We start from the raw sequence: 17,589 nt of genomic DNA on the forward strand, positions 1-17,589 counted from the left end.
TCGAGACAAGGTGTCTCGGATCTTTTTATTAATGACGATGTCTGTCTGAATAGAAAATGAGTGGATAAGGTGAATGTTCGCCATTTTTCTGTATATGGTATACAAAAAAAGCATGTTTATCCTCAGAAAAATGTGACATCGAATTTTAATTTTTCATTTTAATTCCTTGATATATAAGGATTGTTGAAACTTTTTTAAATAAAATTAGCTTTTACCATTGATTTTAATTGTTTTCTAATATACAATTGGAAACATCAAATTTGAGGTTGTCAATTTATTTCACACACAACTAAGAGGGGTTGGAATTATAATGAAAATCAATTCGGCAGTTAAACTGGGAACAGTTGCAACTTTCGCTGCTGTGCTACTGGCAGCGTGTGGATCAAACGGCAGTTCTAGCACCGCCAGCAAGCAGACGTTAAACTGGATGGAAAATTCAGCATTACCGTCGATGGATGCTTCCACCGCCACCGATGTCGTTTCCGGGGAAACCATTAACAACACTGGTGAAGGTCTCTTACGAATTGGCAAGAACAGTAAGACGTATCCTGGGGTTGCCAAGAGCTACAAGGTTTCCAAGGATGGGAAAACTTACACCTTCAATTTACGGAAGTCTAAGTGGAGTAACGGGGACCAAGTTACAGCTAAAGATTTCGTTTATGCCTGGCAACGGACAGTTAATCCCAAGACTGCTTCACAATACGCTTACATGTATGCGCCAGTGAAGAACGCTAACGCCATCATCAATAAGAAGAAGGCTGTTTCGACATTAGGGATTAAGGCAGAGGGCAACTATAAGGTGGTCGTCACCTTAACTAAGGCCACTAGTTACTTCCCTTCATTGGCTGCTAGTCCAATGTTCTTCCCACAAAACAAGTCAGTGGTTCAAAAGTACGGCAAGAAGTACGCCACTAATGCTCAAGACAACGTCTATAATGGACCATTTAAGTTAACGTACTGGACCGGGACGTCTGATAATTGGAGCATGAGCAAAAACTCTAGCTACTGGAACGCCAAGAATGTTAAACTAAAGAAGATTAACTTCAAGACGATGAAAGATCCGCAAACGGCTTTGAGTCAATACCAGAGCGGTAAGTTGGATGCGACTTACTTGAGTGGGCAACAACCTAAGAACTACAAGAACAGTAAGCAATATATTGAACGGAAGAGTGCTTCAACCTTCTACATTGAATTGAACGAAAAGAAAGATTCAATGATGAAGAACAAGAAGGCTCGTCAAGCCTTATCATTGGCAGTTAACCGGAACCAATTTGTGAACAAGGTCTTACAAGATGGTTCAACCACTGCTAAGGGTCTAGTTTCAACTGGTTTAGCTTCTTACAAGGGTAAGGACTTCAACACGGATGCTGCGGTTCCATCAGCGACGAGCCAAGACTTAACGAAGGCTAAGAAGCTATGGAAGGAAGCCTTAAAGGAAACGGGCCGTTCAAGCTACTCATTAACCTTAATGGCTGATGATACACCAGCTGGTAAGAACATTACTGAATTCGTTCAAAGTCAATGGGCTAAGTTACCTGGCTTGAAGGTGACAAACAGTAACTTACCATTTAAGACCCGGTTAGCTCGTTCTCAAAGTGGTGACTTCGATGCTGTGGTCTCTGCTTGGGGTGCTGACTTCCCAGATCCAATTTCCTTCTTGTCACTGTTCACTTCTGGTAATTCGTACAACAATGGTCGTTGGTCATCTAAGGCATACGATAAGTATATCGCAGCCGCAACTGGTAAGGATGCCAACAACACGGCCGCTCGTTGGAGTGACATGGTTAACGCACAAAAGACGATCCTGAATGACCAAGGAATTATCCCAATTTACCAACAAGGGAAAGCACAATTGGTTAAGTCAAACGTCAAGGGATTGACTTACTTCCCAACTGGCGCTAACTGGGACTTCAGTACAGCATATATTTCCAAGTAAGCTCATCACTTAAGTAATTGTTTTCGTCGGGTGACCGACTAAATAAGTCTTACCGGGGAGTAAGGATTAACGGGAGTTGGTCCTTACTTTTCGATGTTATTGCAGGCTTTTTATCATCTTGTTGTTTTCGTGGAGTTCTTGTTAAGTTTCGTAACTTAACGGTAACGAATAAGTCTACTGATTGAGAGGTAAACAAATGGCAAAGTACCTAGCAAAGCGGATCTTCTACCTGATCCTGACTTTATTCATTGTGATTACCGTGACGTTCTTCCTAATGAAGTTATTACCTGGGACGCCACTGACCAACCAAGCTAAGCTATCCAAGAGCCAAATTGCGTTGATTTATCAGCAATATGGTTTGGATAAGCCTGTATGGCAACAGTACCTGTTGTACATTGCTGGGGCGGTTAAAGGAAACTTTGGGACCTCGTTCCAGTTTAGTGATCAACCCGTTTCCTACTTGATTTCAAGTCGTATTGCACCATCCTTGCAGATTGGGCTGCAAGCCATCATCCTTGGCGTGCTCGTAGGTGTTATCATCGGTGCCTTTGGTGCGATGCGACAAAACTCTTGGGTTGATACGACCTCAACGATCGTTTCGATTCTGGGAATTTCAATCCCGTCTTTCGTTTTAGCGGTGTTACTTCAGTATTACTTAGGACTGAAGCTGGGCTGGTTCCCAATTGCTGAATGGGGTGGTTTTAGTTATACGGTGCTACCAACCTTAGCGCTGGCCGCAACACCATTAGCCGAGTCCGCTCGGTTTGTGCGAACCGAAATGGTCGATGTGCTGAGTTCGGATTATATTGAGCTAGCTAAGGCCAAGGGATTAAGTCGTACGGGGGTTATTTACCACCATGCGCTGCGGAACAGTTTGATTCCGTTGATTACGATTGTGGGTCCATTAGCCGTGAACATTATGACTGGGTCGATGGTGGTGGAAAACATCTTCTCCATTCCTGGTATTGGGGAACAATTTGTTAAGTCCGTCTTGACCAATGATTACCCAACGATTATGGGCTTGACCATCGTGTACTCATTCATGTTGTGTGTGGTTCTGTTGTTCACTGACATCTTATATGGTGTTGTTGATCCACGGATTCGGCTCACAGGAAAGGCTAACTAGGAGGTAAATAAATGGCAGATACAGTAAAACTCCCTGAAGATAGCTTTAAACCGATGACGGCCGATGACCGGGCATCGCTTGACAGTGAAAAGATTGCCGCGCCATCCTTGACGTTTACCCAAGATGCTTGGCGGCGGTTAAAGAAAAATAAAGGGGCTTGGGTGTCCCTGATTATCTTGGCGATTATTTTCATCATGGCCTTTGGTTCACTCTTCGTGTCACCTCATGATCCCAATGCGGTGCACCCATCGTATGCGAACTTACCGTCAAAGATTCCCGGTGTGGGGATTAACGGATTCAATGGAACGCTGGTTCAAGCGGGCCAACGAATTGATGCTTATCAACAAGCCGGGGCTTCTGGTAAGGCCTACATCATGGGAACTGACTATTTAGGTCGGGACTTGTTCTCACGGGTCCTTTACGGAACACGGATTTCCTTGATTATTGCTTTGGTTGCCACGCTATTTGATTTAACGATCGGGGTAACTTATGGGATGTTCTCGGGGTGGAAAGGTGGCCGTATTGATACCTTCATGCAACGGGTCATCGAAATTATCCTGTCAATTCCAAACTTGGTTGTGATCGTGCTGTTGATTTTGATTCTGAAACCCGGGATGACCTCAATTATTATTGCGATTGCGTTAACCTCATGGACCAATATGGCCCGGCTGGTTCGAGCGCAGACGTTGGAATTAAAGGAGCAAGAATTTATTCTAGCTGCGAAAACACTGGGTGAGAGTCCGTTGAAGATTGCCTTCAAGCATTTGTTACCTAACTTATCCAGTGTCATTATCATCAATACGATGTTCACAATTCCCAACGCCATCTTCTTTGAAGCAACCTTGTCCTATATTGGGATCGGGATTTCTTCACCACAAGCTTCTTTGGGGACATTGCTAAATGATGGGCAAAAGAACTTCCAGTTCCTGCCATACCAGATGTGGTGGCCAGCACTGGTCCTATGTATCATCATGTTAGCCTTTAACCTTTTGGGTGATGGCTTGCGGGATGCCTTTGATCCGCGGACGAAAGAGTAGGTGACCGGACAGTATGGAAAATGAAAATAATGTGTTAGAAGTACGCAATCTCCAAGTTAACTTCAAAACCTATGCTGGTGACGTGAAGGCCATCAGAAACGTTAGCTTCGATTTGCGAAAAGGCGAAACCTTGGCAATTGTTGGGGAATCTGGTTCCGGTAAGTCCGTTACGACGCGGACCATCATGGGCCTAAATGCCCGCAACGCCGATATTGCCAGTGGTTCGATTATGTACAAGGGCGAGGATCTTCTAAAGAAGAGCGATAAAGATATGGAAGCCATTCGGGGCCAAGATATCGCTGAAATCTTCCAGGACCCAATGACCTCCCTTGACCCAACGATGAAGATTGGTCGGCAAATTGCTGAACCCCTCATGGTGCACAAGGGGATGAAGAAAGACAAGGCTTGGGCGCAAGCTTTGGAAATGATGAAGTTAGTTGGGATTACCGACGCTGAAAATCGGATTAACGACTACCCTCACCAATTTTCTGGTGGGATGCGGCAACGGATTGTGATTGCGATTGCGCTGATTAACTATCCAGACGTTTTAATTGCTGATGAACCAACCACGGCGTTGGATGTGACCATTCAAGCCCAAATTCTGAATTTAATGAAGGAATTGCAGGATAAGATTTCAACCTCAATTATCTTTATCACCCATGATTTGGGTGTGGTGGCTGGTATGGCTGATCGAGTTGCCGTGATGTACGCGGGTAAAATCGTTGAGTACGGCACGGTTGATGAAATCTTCTATAATCCAAAGCACCCTTATACGTGGGGGTTGCTTAGCTCAATGCCAACCTTGGATACCGGTGGTGATGAATTACCATCGATTCCCGGTACGCCACCAGATTTATTGGATCCACCAACTGGGGACGCCTTTGCTGCCCGGAATGCCTATGCACTAAAGATTGATACGCAACAGGAACCACCGTTCTTTAAGATTTCTGATACGCATTATGCGGCAACCTGGTTGCTGCATCCGGATGCCCCTAAGGTTACGCCACCAGCACAAATCGTGGCGCGGCAACAGCAATATGCTGAAATGAATCAGGAACTGTTAGCCAAGCAACGGACTGCCGGTCCAGTTGAAGAAGAGGAGGAACAGCAATAATGGATTACGAAAATGCCGAAAAAATCCTCGAGGTTAAACACCTCAAACAATACTTCAATGTGGGTAAGGCTGATGAAGTTCGGGCCGTGGATGATATTTCCTTTGACATCTATAAAGGTGAAACCTTTGGCTTAGTTGGTGAATCCGGTTCAGGGAAAACAACGACCGGGCGGGCCATTATTCACTTGTATGAGCCCACCTCTGGAGAAATCTTGTTTGACGGTAAGAACGTGGATAGTTTTACCAGTAAAGCTGATCAACGTGAATTTCGTCAGGATATGCAGATGATTTTCCAAGACCCTTACGCGTCACTGAATCCACGGATGAAAGTTAAAGACATCGTGGCTGAAGGGATTGACATCAATCACTTGGCGAAAGACGATGCTGACCGGACGAAAAAGGTCGAAGATCTATTGGAGACCGTGGGGTTGAACAAGGACCATTCTAGCCGTTATCCGCACGAATTCTCTGGTGGCCAGCGGCAACGGATTGGGATTGCCCGGGCATTAGCCGTGGACCCTAAGTTTGTCATTGCTGATGAACCAATTTCTGCGTTGGATGTGTCAATTCAAGCCCAAGTGGTTAACTTGATGAAGAAGCTCCAACGCGAACAGGGCTTAACGTACCTGTTCATTGCCCATGACTTGTCGATGGTGAAGTACATCTCCGATCGAATTGGGGTTATGCATTACGGGCGGATGTTAGAGATCGCTGATTCTGACGAAATCTATGCCCACCCATTACATGATTACACGAAGAGTCTGTTGTCGGCTGTGCCGGTTCCTGATCCTGAGTTTGAACGGGCCCGGCAAGAGATTGCCTATGATGGTAGCGGCGAAAATGATGGTAAGGAACGTCATTTGGTTGAAATTTCACCGCGTCACTGGGTACGAGCAGCTGATGATGAAATTGATATGTACACGCAGCGAGCTCATGAGGCGTCATTGATTAAGAAGTAATCCAAAAACAGTCATCGTCCGATTGGGCAATGACTGTTTTTATTTGCTCACAACCAACCGTCAAGAATTAGGCGAGTTAATGGCGGCTAGAATTAAATTTTACCATCAGTGTTGTTGTAGTAGTCAACGTGGTAATGACCATCATTGACTGATAGCTTGGTGATACTGCCGTTATCGACGGGTACGGAAACATCAATGTCCGAGTATTTTGAAACAATACTACGAATCGTTGTGCTGTGAGTGGCAATCAATAAACGATCACCATCGTTCGCTGCTGCAATGGCGTGATCTAAGCCAGGCTGTACGCGATCCCAGAAACGCGCATTGTCTTCAGCGTCACCGAAGGGATCTTGAGCGTGGAACATGTCCTTAGTTTTTTCGATGGTGAGGTTGGCAATCATGGCATCAAAGGAATCTAACCCTAGTGGTGTTCCCAAGGTGTGCCACGTGAGACCTGTATCTAGGCCTTCAAAGTAACCAAAGTTTTCTTCACGGAAGGCGGGCTCCGTCGTCAGTGTGACGGGTTGCGCATTAGCGGCTAGAATCCGCTTAGCCGTATTCTGTGCCCGGGTGGTGTCACTCGCATAGGCGGCCGCAAATGTCACTTGTGCCAGTCGTTGACCGGCGCGCTTGGCATCTGCGATTCCCTTGTCCGTCAGTGGTGAGTCGGACCATCCTTGAATCCGGTGGTACTTGTTTAAATAGGTTTGGCCGTGCCGCACCAAATAAAGTTCAACTGCCATCTCTTACTCTCTCCTTTAGCATTGACTGCTATTAGTTTAACAGTTCTAATTGAGAATGCCTAGTTCGCGCCGAATTTCACGAGCGGTGTCGGGACTGCTGGTAAAGATCAACCGGTCGTTAAGTTTTAAGAGTGTCGTACCTGTGGGCCGAATGAACTGACCATCACGGAAAACCTGACTGATGGTAATATCGCCCACGAAGGGGAGACTACGAATTTCTTGGTCTGTGTATCGCCGGTTTTTGAGGGCAACTTCATAGACGGCAGTCGTTGATGAGGTGAGTAGACGTAGCGTCGTGGGCGCCTCAATTAGGCTACGAAGCATAGCAATATTGACGTTAGGCGTGTCGTAGACCTCAATACCAAGACTGGTGAGCTCGTCTTCTCGTTCGTCTAATACATTGCGGTCTTCAAACCTGACGATTACCCGGCTAACCCCGTACGCCTTAGCAGCCTTAGCGAGTTCATAGTTTTTAGTCGCGTTAAAATGACCGAGAACCACGGTATCCGCATCGAACACGCCTTGTTCCCGCACGTAAGTCGTTTCTAAAGAGTCCAGTAAGTGAACATTAACTTCTGAATTGTATGTTTTATAGTTAGCGGCCTTGTCGGTATACATTGAAATGTCATACCAGCCAGCTAATTGTTGGGCAACGGGAACGGTCAGCAGATTAGTCCCAATGAAATGTACGGTGGTCTTCTTAAGGTCTTCGGCTTCGGCTGAGTAGCTCGTGTTGAACAACAAGGGACCCAAGACACACGTTAGAATGGCCGCTAATAGGAAAGCGCCGGATTGTTGGGACGTAACCACCTTCATGGTTTTCGCAACTTGTAGAACGGCTAAGACCATCGTAATGGTGGCTGCGGAGATAGCAGTACCAGCAAAGGCGTTGCCCCGTTTGAAACGGAGACGTAAGATACCATAAATAATGGCTTTAGAGAATAAGTAAGCGGCAAAAAAGGCGGGGATTAGCAATAGGGTTGCTGGATCGGCTAATAGCGTGCGCAAATTGAGATTGATGCCACTCATCATAAAGAAAATGGGGATGAAGAAGCCATACCCGATGGCATCAAGACGAACGCGAGTGTCTTCATGTGGTTGAAGAAGTTTCATAACGATACCGGCCACAAAGGCGCCCAGAATCCCTTCTGCGCCAACCGATTCCGCCACAATCACGAGACTAAAGATTAAGAAGAAGGCCAAGCGAATATCCAGCTGGGTCGTGGACTTATTAATCCGTTCGTAGAAATTAAAGAAGGGCTTAAATCGTAAGAAGAGTAGAGCTGCGGCAAAGAAAACTAGTAGTAACAGCCATAAGGACTGACTGTTGTTGCCAAAGACTGAGGCATATAGCGTAAGCGCAAAGAGTGGGACAATTTCACCGAGCGCAGCAATCAGTAGGATAGTTTGACCAAATGGTTTGCTGAGCAATTCCTTTTCTTTTAGTGTTGCGATGACAATCCCTAAGGAAATGGTCATGAAGATAATGGCTGCTAGCCATGGGTCCTTGAAGAGACCGGTCCACTGACATAAAAATCCCAAGAAAAGTGAGCTGACAACTACACCAACGTAGGCACTAATGGCTAAGAAGACGGGTGAATAGCGGGGCGCGCTGCCGGCAACTTTAGCGGCTAGTGGCGTCTGTGGCTGTTTGCGTCGATTGAACAGACTGAAATCAATTTCCATCCCGCTAAGAAATAGCAGGAAAATGACCCCAGTATTGGACAACAGTGTCAACGTACTATTAGATTGTACGAGATTGAAGACACTCGGACCGAGCAAGATACCCACGAGAATTTCCACGACGGCAGTTGGTAAGGCAGTTAACCGAAACCAAGCCATAGTGAGCGGGGTAATCAGTGCAGCGGCTAAAATGATTAATAAGGAAAGTTGATCCATAAAGTCACCCCCAGAAGTTATGGTACACAACTTTCATTATAGCAAAACTGGTCTGATTAGGGGTTGTTCGCCCTCTGGTCGCGGTAAATGGGCTGGAACGTACCGGACACGACTTTAAGCCAATTATGGTCTCTACTGCAGAAAAGTTGGATAGTGTTAGTTTGAAGGTGCCCCAGTTTAGCAGAAAACTATCGGTCAAGACTGATGGTTAGACGAGTAGGAGTGTGAAAAGCTAACGGATTCCGTAGCGGTCAGTTTGCTTTATTTATACCCGGAAGACGTGTAGAATAGTTAGGCGAATTATTAGTTTATTTTAACAATCCAGTTCACTGAGGAGGGATCGGCTTGCCAGATTCAATTAAAGCTTACGAGCAAAAACATTTGGATGACGTGGTCGCCAAGGTTAAGGTGGCAGAAGAAGACGCCAAGCAACGAATTGATGTTGCGGAAAATGATGAAGCCGGTATCCGCAAAAATTTTGTTAATGACTTACGGATTAAAACGGATAGTTATGAGGGCTTGTTGGAAACGGCACTGTCTGTGCGGCAACAGCAGCAAATGTTGGCAGAACGTCAGAACAGTTGGCAACATGCCACAACTGAGTTGAGCACGTTACAGCGGCTTGAGAAAAAGGCCTATTTTGCCCGAATCGATTTTCAAGAAGGGCCGACCGCTAAGACTGAGTCAATTTATATTGGATTAGGCTCGTTTTCGGACACGCCGGATCATTTTTTGATTTATGATTGGCGGGCTCCAATTTCCAGTATCTATTACGATGGTGAACTGGGCGATGTCAGCTATCAAACGCCGGATGGGGAACAGACCGTCAACGTTCAGTTAAAACGACAATTTCAGATTGAAGATGGAACGATTGTCACACTCTACGACACTGATCAAACGGTGACGGATCAGATGCTGTTATCGGCGCTGAGTGAACACTCAGATACCAAGATGAAGAGCATTGTGACGACCATTCAAAAGGAACAAAACCAAATTATCCGGGATACCAAATCAGATCTGTTGTTCGTCCAAGGGGCGGCCGGGTCCGGGAAAACGGCCGCCATTTTACAACGCGTGGCGTTCCTGTTGTATCGGTACCGGGGCCATTTGAATGCGGGACAAGTCATGTTGTTCTCGCCAAACCAACTCTTTAATGATTACATTGATCAGGTGTTGCCAGAATTAGGGGAGCACAATATGGTGCAGATGACCTATTACCAATATGCTGGCAGACGGTTGCCTAAGATTGATGTGGAGACTTTGGCCCAACGATTTGATGAAAGTAATACGCCCGCCCAAAAGAAGATTAATCAGCTAAAGGGGAGCCTGGCCTTTTTCGATGCTGTGACGGGGTATGCCGATCATTTGGAAAGTGCCGACATGGTCTTTAGAAACATCAAGTTTAAGGGCCAAGTGTTCATTGATAAAGCAAAAATCCAAGATATTTATTACAGTTTCAATCGTAATTATCATTTAGGGAATCGACTGCAAGCGACTAAGGAAGCCTTGATTCGCATTTTGAATCGCCGGATTTCTAGTGAAATGAAGACAAAGTGGGTTGAAGAAACCATTCAGGATTTGAGCAAGCAGGAGCTAGATTCGCTGTATGGCGATGAGCCACGAGAGTTCGAATCCTCTGAAAAGGAAATGCAGTTCTTATCACGTAAAGTGGTGATGAAGGCCTTTGAACCAATTCGTAAGGCGATTGTGCGGGCGCGTTTCTTGAGTATCAATAACCAGTATGTCCACATGCTACGGGATATACCCAATCGTTTGGAACTACGTGATTATGGTATCTCGATGGCTGATTGGCAGGCCAGCGTGGAAGAGTCTATTACTAAGTTGAAGGATCATCGTATGCAGCTGGTTGATACCACACCGTACCTGTACTTGTATGACAAAATGACGGGTAAAGACGGTGAGAGAGACATGCGGTACGTCTTCATTGATGAAATTCAAGATTATAATGCCTTCCAGTTAGCCTTTTTGAAGTTTAGCTTTCCACGAGCGCGGTTCACAATGCTGGGGGACTTAAACCAAGCGATTTTCACCAAAGAAAACAGTCGGACATTGTTACAAGAGCTGAGTACGATGTTCGATCCCGATAAGACCCGGGTTGTTCAATTGACGCAGTCGTATCGGTCGACGCAGCAGGTCACGGACTTTACCAAGCATATCCTCAAAAATGGGGAGGCGGTCACAGCATTTGCCCGTGAAGGGGAATTGCCAACGGTGACGGTGGCTAATGATGAAGCCGGTGCGCTAAAGAAAGTGATTGCGCAGGTCCAGAAAAATGAAGCGGATCAAGAAACGACGGCGATCATTGGAAAAGACTTAGCTGATTGCCGAGCTTTAACCGATCAACTCAAAGCAGCGGGTGCTAGTGTGACTTTGATTCAGTCAGAAAATCAGCGGCTAGCGCCGGGGACCATTGTGGTACCGTCTTTCTTGGCAAAGGGCCTAGAGTTTGATGCCATAATTGTTTGGCAGGCTTCAGCTAGTCGTTATGCGGCTGAAGATGAACGGCAGTTGCTTTACACGATTTGCTCACGAGCGATGCACTGTCTAAGCTTAGTGGCGGTGGGGGAAGTCTCACCCTTATTAAGTGACGTGCCAGCCGAAGAATATACAGTGATTTAGGTGATTAAAACTAGGGTAATCAGAACGGTTTGTGTTCTGGCTATCCTAGTTTTTTATTAAAGCAACATTTTTCGAGGCTGCCTGCCTTTGGGTCGCAACAAATGTGTTGTGGCGTGGTCATACGGTCGGCTACTGCCCGCCCTCTGGTCGCAGCAAATGGGCTGGAACGTACCGGACACGACTTTAAGCCAAGCAAGGCACTTGTCTTAAAGCTCGGTCTTATCCTAAGAGCGCCAAGGACGCGCCCTAAGAATAACGACGATACTGAGCCCATTTGCCGCTTCCCGCCGGGCTAGTGTTGTGTGGCTTGATACCACTTGGTTAAATCCAGCTTGAACAAGCCTAGCTTCGAGACTTGTGAGCTTGCAAGGCTCGAAGTCGGGCCCATAGCGACTTACATGAGACACGCGCCTGGAAGGCAGGGTAGTAGCATACATGTCTGGCAGCGGGATAAAGCCAGGACGTGGCTGCTGGATTTTCACCGAGAATATTGTCAGCCTGACCAAGTTCTGCGGTATAATAGGCAGTAATTATTTTGTAGAAGTTGAGGTGTCTCGATTGCGTGATCCCATTAATTACAACGCGTTTACCCGTGAGCAGTGGCAACAATTCTCGGCGGACGCTACCTTACCGCTAACGCAAGAAAGCTTGCGGCAGATTAAGGCGTTCAACGACCGTATTTCGTTGCAAGATGTGCAGGATATTTATATTCCACTAGTGCACTTGGTACACTTGGAGTTTGATCATTATCGGCAGTTACAACGCGATAAAGCAACCTTTTTAAAGCAACCACAACAGCGAGTTCCATTTATTATTGGAATTGCCGGTAGCGTGGCGGTGGGCAAGAGTACGGCTGCGCGGTTATTGGAAGTGTTGCTTAATCACTATTTTACGGATCAACGGATTCAGCTTATTACGACCGATGGTTTTTTATATAGCAATGAGGAACTTAAAAAACGTAATTTAATGGCACGTAAAGGGTTTCCAGAAAGCTATGATATGACGGCACTGATTCAATTTCTCAATGACGTTAAGGCGGGAAAGGAACTGATTAAGGCCCCAGTCTATTCGCACAAAGTGTATGACATCGTTCCCGATCAGTTTGACTACATCATGCATCCAGATGTGCTGATCGTTGAAGGCATCAACACCTTACAGTTGCCGACTAACGAGCAAATTTATGTCAGTGATTTCACCGATTTTTCAATTTATGTAGATGCCGACCCCACGCTGATTGAAAGCTGGTTCTTGGAACGGTTTGAATTGCTGCTAGCGACGGCTTTTCAGGACCCGACCAATTACTATTATCCTTACGCGATTGGCGATCATGATGAAGCCATTGCTAAGAGTAAACGGGTGTGGCGTGATATTGATTTAAAAAACCTGGAAGAGTATATTTTACCAACTCGCAACCGGGCCGATATGATTATTCATAAAACATTCGGCCACCGGATTGATCGATTGCTGTTACGGAAATATTAGGGGGCGATGGGAGTGCTACGTGATGCGACCATTGTTGATGCGGATGCGGTGAGCATGTTGGTCTTACACGAACTGGAACGCCGCCAGTTACGCCGATTGCGGCGCCTTAGTAAAGAGCAATTATCGCAGCTATTGTTTGTCGGGTATCACCAGTCAGCGTTTCGATATGGTTTTCCACAAGCGCGCGTTTATCAAAATCAGGGCGTGGCCGTCGGGGTAGCTTACGGGTACCCAGCAGCCGTTGAAATGACATTGGATAATGAGTGGACGCCCCTGTTTGAACGCTTGCAGGTGACACCACCGCAGCAGTCAGTGGTCTCACCGCGCGCGTTGCCTGATGAGTGGTACTTGGACTTGCTCACGGTACGTAACCGTTCGCAACACAAAACTTATCAACAAAAGTGGTTTGACGAGTGGTTATTTGGGGATGCCATTCATCAGGCCCGTTTGAGTGGTCAGGCCTTCTTGGGATTAGATGTGCGGCCCGGGAGTCGTTTGGCCCAGCTAGCAGCCATGTTTGGGTGTGTGACCACCGAACGCCGGCGCTTGGATCGGCAACCATACCTTCATCTGCGTTACCGGATAAACTAATTCGTGATAGATTGAACGTTGTTTTAGATTGACCCGCGTTTCAGAAATCGGTATGATATAAGCAATGTTGAAAAAGAAGAAAGGGTGAATGGCTTGGCAAACGTTGATATGTCTAAATTCGACAAGATCATCGTCTTAGACTTTGGGAGTCAATACAACCAATTGATCACCCGCCGGATTCGTGACCTCGGAGTTTACTCCGAATTAAAGGCCCATACGATGACTGCGGCTGAGATTAAGGCTTGGGGCCCCAAGGGAATTATCTTCTCTGGTGGACCAAATAGTGTCTACGACAGTAGTGCATTTAATGTGGACCCAGAGATTTTTAACCTCGGTATTCCAATTTTAGGAATTTGTTACGGGATGCAACTGATGGCCCACAGTTTGACGGGTGGCAAGGTTGAATCCGCTGATAACCGAGAATACGGTCGGGCCGATATTACGGTTCTGAGCGACGACGCAAAGCTATTCCACGACACCCCTAAGGAACAAACGGTGTGGATGAGCCATGGGGACTTAGTCACTCAAGTGCCTGATGGTTTTGAACGGGTAGCAACCAGTGAAAACTGTCCAATTTCAGCGATGCAGGATACGACCCGTAATTTCTATGGGATTCAATTCCATGCGGAAGTCCGGAACACAGAATACGGTAACGATATCTTAAAGCACTTTGCTTTTGATGTCTGCCAAGCACAGGCTAACTGGTCAATGGATGATTTCATTGATTTACAAATTGCTCAAATTCGGGAAACCGTTGGCGACAAGAAGGTCCTGTTGGGTCTGTCTGGTGGGGTTGATTCATCCGTTGTGGGCGTGTTATTGCATAAAGCAATCGGCTCACAATTGACCAGTATCTTCGTCGATCATGGTCTATTACGTAAGGGTGAAGCCAAGCAAGTAATGGACAGCCTAGAAGGTAAATTTGGGTTGAACATCGTGCAGGTCAACGCGCAAGATCGCTTCTTGAGTAAGTTGGCAGGCGTTACGGAACCCGAAAAGAAACGTAAGATTATTGGAAATGAGTTTATTCAAGTCTTCAATGATGAGGCCCAGAAGCTGGATGGTATCGACTTCTTAGCCCAAGGAACGCTGTACACTGACGTGATTGAAAGTGGGACGGATACGGCCCAAACAATCAAGTCACACCATAACGTTGGTGGCTTGCCAGAAGATATGCATTTCCAATTGATTGAACCCTTACGTTCGCTGTTCAAGGATGAAGCCCGTGAATTGGGTGAAAAGCTGGGAATGCCAAGCGAGTTAGTGTGGCGGCAACCATTTCCTGGTCCTGGTTTAGGGATTCGGGTATTGGGTGAAATTACACCAGAAAAGCTCCAAATTGTCCGCGATAGCGATTTGATTCTCCGTGAGGAAATCAAGAAGGCCGGTCTCGACCGAGACATTTGGCAATACTTTACGGTGCTGCCCAACATCAAGAGTGTCGGGGTAATGGGCGATGGCCGGACGTATGATTACGCCGTGGGTATTCGCGCTGTCACTTCGATTGATGGTATGACGGCTGACTTCGCGCATATTCCATGGGATGTCTTGCAAGATATTTCTGTGCGGATTGTTAATGAAGTGGAACATGTTAACCGCATCTTATATGATGTGACGAGTAAGCCGCCTTCGACTATTGAGTGGGAATAATGGTTAGTAGAATTCATGTAAAGAAGCCATCTAAGCAATTTAGTTTAGGTGGCTTTTTTTGTAGTATGCGGCGTTAACCAACTATACAAATGCCAACAGTTGAGCTATCTCGATGAATCCCGAATGTAACTGTTGTATGATAAACAATGTAATCGATATCATTTTTGAAAGGAATCGATGCTATGTCAATCCATGTCAATGAAGCTAATCTTACGTTTCATCTACAAACCGATCACACGAGTTATATTTTTCAAATTATGAAAAATGGCGAGGCTGGTCAGATTTATTATGGACCAAGAATCCACGTGCAACCGACCTATCAAAATCTCATGTCACAGGAATGGCGTGACGCGACACCGTCATTGAACGAAGAAAACCCGAATTTTCAGCCAGCTACGATCAAGGCCGAGTATGCGAGCTTGGGCAAGGGCGATTTCCGGCAACCGGCTTTTCAAGTGACCCAAGCAAATGGGAGCCGGATTACCGAGTTGACTTATGATCATTACCAACTACTAACAGGGAAACAGCGATTAGCCAACTTGCCATCAACGTTTGATGATACCGATGACGATGCCCAAACATTAGTCGTGTCCTTTAACGATCGGATTACCGGGTTGGCACTTGACCTTAATTACAGTATTTTTCCACACCAAGATGTCATTGTAAAAAGTGCGAAGTTTACCAATCCAAGTTCCGAAAAATTAGTTCTGAATCGGGCGCTCAGTTCTCAGTTAGATTTGCCGGATGCCAATTATGACCTAATCCAATTTTCTGGTACGTGGGCGCGTGAACGGCATCTGTACCGTCATCCATTACGACCGGGAATGCAGAGTATTAGTAGCCTACGGATGGCCTCAAGTCACCAACAAAACCCCTTCATGATGTTGGCCCGCCCACAGACGACCGACGAGCAAGGGGCGGTCTTTGGCTTCAATTTAGTTTATTCCGGTAATTTTTTGGATGCCATTGAAGTTGACCAATACAGTACCAGCCGGATTCTGACCGGAATCAATCCAGACGAATTTGGTTGGAATCTGGCCCCGCAAGCGACATTTCAGACTCCCGAGGCAATTTTGAGTTATACCTCAGCCGGAATGAACCAACTGTCACAGCAAATGGCCAGTTTTTATCAGCAGCATTTGGTTAATCCGCGATTTGCTCATGAGGAACGGCCGGTGCTGATTAATAATTGGGAGGCCACTTACTTTGACTTTAACGAAGCGAAGTTGATGACGATTGTTAACCAGGCTAAGCGACTGGGAATTGAGATGTTTGTGCTGGATGATGGCTGGTTTGGCCACCGGGATGGCGACACCACCTCCTTAGGGGACTGGTTTGTCGATCAGAGGAAGTTTCCGGATGGCATCGAACACTTCAGTCAAGCAGTTCATCAGCAAGGGATGAAGTTTGGTTTGTGGTTTGAACCGGAAATGGTTTCTGTTGATAGTGACCTTTACCAACAGCATCCCGACTGGTTGATTCATGCACCCAAATCGACGCCAACGCCTGGTCGCCACCAGTTCGTTTTGGATATGGCGCGGCCAGAAGTGGTCGATTACCTATTTAAGCTGATGAGTCAGATGATTGAATCGGCGAACTTGGACTACATCAAGTGGGATATGAACCGCTATGCGACGGAAATGTTTAGTTCAAGGTTAACTAGTGATCAGCAATTAGAACTGCCGCATCGATATATTCTAGGCGTTTATCAGTTGTATGCCCGATTAACGCAGGCCTATCCGAATGTTTTGTTTGAATCCTGTGCGTCCGGTGGGGGCCGGTTCGATCTGGGGATGATGTATTATGCGCCGCAAGCGTGGACGAGTGATGATACTGATGCGGCAGAACGCCTGCTGATTCAATTCGGGACGTCCTATGGGTATCCACAAGCCATGATGGGAGCCCACGTCTCTGCGGTTCCAAATGACCAGATGGGGCGGATCACGTCGCTAAAGACCAGAGGGGCCGTAGCGTTCTTCGGTGATTTGGGGTATGAACTCGATATTACCAAGATGGCGCCAACGGAATTGGACCAAGTCAAAAAACAAGTGGCCTTTTATAAATGTTATCGCCAGCTTTTCCAATTTGGAAAGTTTTACCGAATCGACAGTCCCTTTGTGGAGGACGGCAATGTCACTAGTTGGCAGGTTGTGAGTGACGACCAGAAACAAGCGATTGCCGCCCGGTACCAACTGTTGAATCATCCCAATGCGCCTTATACCCGCTTCTATTTCAAGGGATTACGTCCTAATCAGCGCTATCAAATTAATGATGACCCATCAACCTATTATGGGGATGAATTAATGAATGCTGGTTATTTTGTCCCAACCATTTTGGCGGACGGCCAAGAGTCTAAAGACTTTTATACCCAGTTGTTTGTGGTGACGGCAATTTAGGCGAGAATTTATTGAA

At 46.3% G+C, this 17,589-nt stretch carries 12 protein-coding genes; 10 read left to right on the forward strand and 2 right to left on the reverse strand.

Annotation, left to right across the window (positions count from 1 at the left end):
- The first annotated feature begins 310 nt into the window (after positions 1 to 310).
- The 5 genes from ACP4IT_RS02955 to ACP4IT_RS02975 all read left to right on the forward strand — a co-directional run bounded on the left by ACP4IT_RS02955 (position 311) and on the right by ACP4IT_RS02975 (position 6,172).
- Complete coding sequence (locus ACP4IT_RS02955; protein WP_011668386.1) at positions 311 to 1,936, forward strand: peptide ABC transporter substrate-binding protein; 1,626 nt, start codon at positions 311 to 313, stop codon at positions 1,934 to 1,936.
- A gap of 196 nt (positions 1,937 to 2,132) precedes the next feature.
- A complete protein-coding gene (opp3b, locus tag ACP4IT_RS02960; RefSeq protein WP_011668385.1) occupies positions 2,133 to 3,062 on the forward strand; it encodes an oligopeptide ABC transporter permease in 930 nt (309 codons plus the stop codon).
- A gap of 11 nt (positions 3,063 to 3,073) precedes the next feature.
- Positions 3,074 to 4,099, forward strand: coding sequence for an ABC transporter permease (locus ACP4IT_RS02965; protein WP_011668384.1), 1,026 nt, complete (start codon positions 3,074 to 3,076; stop codon positions 4,097 to 4,099).
- 13 nt (positions 4,100 to 4,112) lie between these two features.
- Entirely contained in the window at positions 4,113 to 5,213 is a 1,101-nt protein-coding gene (locus ACP4IT_RS02970) for an ABC transporter ATP-binding protein (protein ID WP_011668383.1), read from the forward strand.
- Entirely contained in the window at positions 5,213 to 6,172 is a 960-nt protein-coding gene (locus ACP4IT_RS02975) for an ABC transporter ATP-binding protein (protein ID WP_011668382.1), read from the forward strand. Before ACP4IT_RS02970 ends, ACP4IT_RS02975 begins: the two co-directional genes overlap by 1 nt.
- Before the next feature lie 92 nt (positions 6,173 to 6,264).
- On the opposite strand, the gene ACP4IT_RS02980 is transcribed toward ACP4IT_RS02975, so the two are convergent.
- Both ACP4IT_RS02980 and ACP4IT_RS02985 read right to left on the reverse strand, forming a co-directional pair.
- Positions 6,265 to 6,915: a histidine phosphatase family protein gene (locus ACP4IT_RS02980; protein WP_011668381.1), complete on the reverse strand. Its 651-nt coding sequence runs from the start codon at positions 6,913 to 6,915 to the stop codon at positions 6,265 to 6,267.
- A gap of 45 nt (positions 6,916 to 6,960) precedes the next feature.
- On the reverse strand, positions 6,961 to 8,814 hold the full coding sequence (locus ACP4IT_RS02985) for a cation:proton antiporter (protein ID WP_114684522.1): 1,854 nt from the start codon (positions 8,812 to 8,814) through the stop codon (positions 6,961 to 6,963).
- A 345-nt stretch (positions 8,815 to 9,159) separates the two neighbouring features.
- On the opposite strand from ACP4IT_RS02985, the gene helD reads away from it, so the two are divergent.
- The 5 genes from helD to ACP4IT_RS03010 all read left to right on the forward strand — a co-directional run bounded on the left by helD (position 9,160) and on the right by ACP4IT_RS03010 (position 17,573).
- Positions 9,160 to 11,454, forward strand: a complete 2,295-nt coding sequence (gene helD, locus ACP4IT_RS02990) for an RNA polymerase recycling motor HelD (RefSeq protein WP_426855164.1) — start codon at positions 9,160 to 9,162, stop codon at positions 11,452 to 11,454.
- A gap of 558 nt (positions 11,455 to 12,012) precedes the next feature.
- Entirely contained in the window at positions 12,013 to 12,936 is a 924-nt protein-coding gene (coaA, locus tag ACP4IT_RS02995; RefSeq protein WP_011668379.1) for a type I pantothenate kinase, read from the forward strand.
- 6 nt (positions 12,937 to 12,942) lie between these two features.
- Positions 12,943 to 13,527 carry a hypothetical protein gene (locus ACP4IT_RS03000; protein WP_035465414.1) on the forward strand — a complete coding sequence of 195 codons (585 nt, stop codon included), beginning with the start codon at positions 12,943 to 12,945 and terminating at the stop codon, positions 13,525 to 13,527.
- A 108-nt stretch (positions 13,528 to 13,635) separates the two neighbouring features.
- Positions 13,636 to 15,177 carry a glutamine-hydrolyzing GMP synthase gene (gene guaA, locus ACP4IT_RS03005; protein WP_172757523.1) on the forward strand — a complete coding sequence of 514 codons (1,542 nt, stop codon included), beginning with the start codon at positions 13,636 to 13,638 and terminating at the stop codon, positions 15,175 to 15,177.
- Positions 15,178 to 15,359: 182 nt separating this feature from the next.
- Positions 15,360 to 17,573, forward strand: coding sequence for an alpha-galactosidase (locus tag ACP4IT_RS03010; RefSeq protein WP_156646297.1), 2,214 nt, complete (start codon positions 15,360 to 15,362; stop codon positions 17,571 to 17,573).
- The last annotated feature ends 16 nt before the right edge of the window (positions 17,574 to 17,589 follow it).

The sequence above is a fragment of the Levilactobacillus sp. LN180102 genome (assembly GCF_050106635.1).
Lineage (GTDB): Bacteria > Bacillota > Bacilli > Lactobacillales > Lactobacillaceae > Levilactobacillus > Levilactobacillus brevis.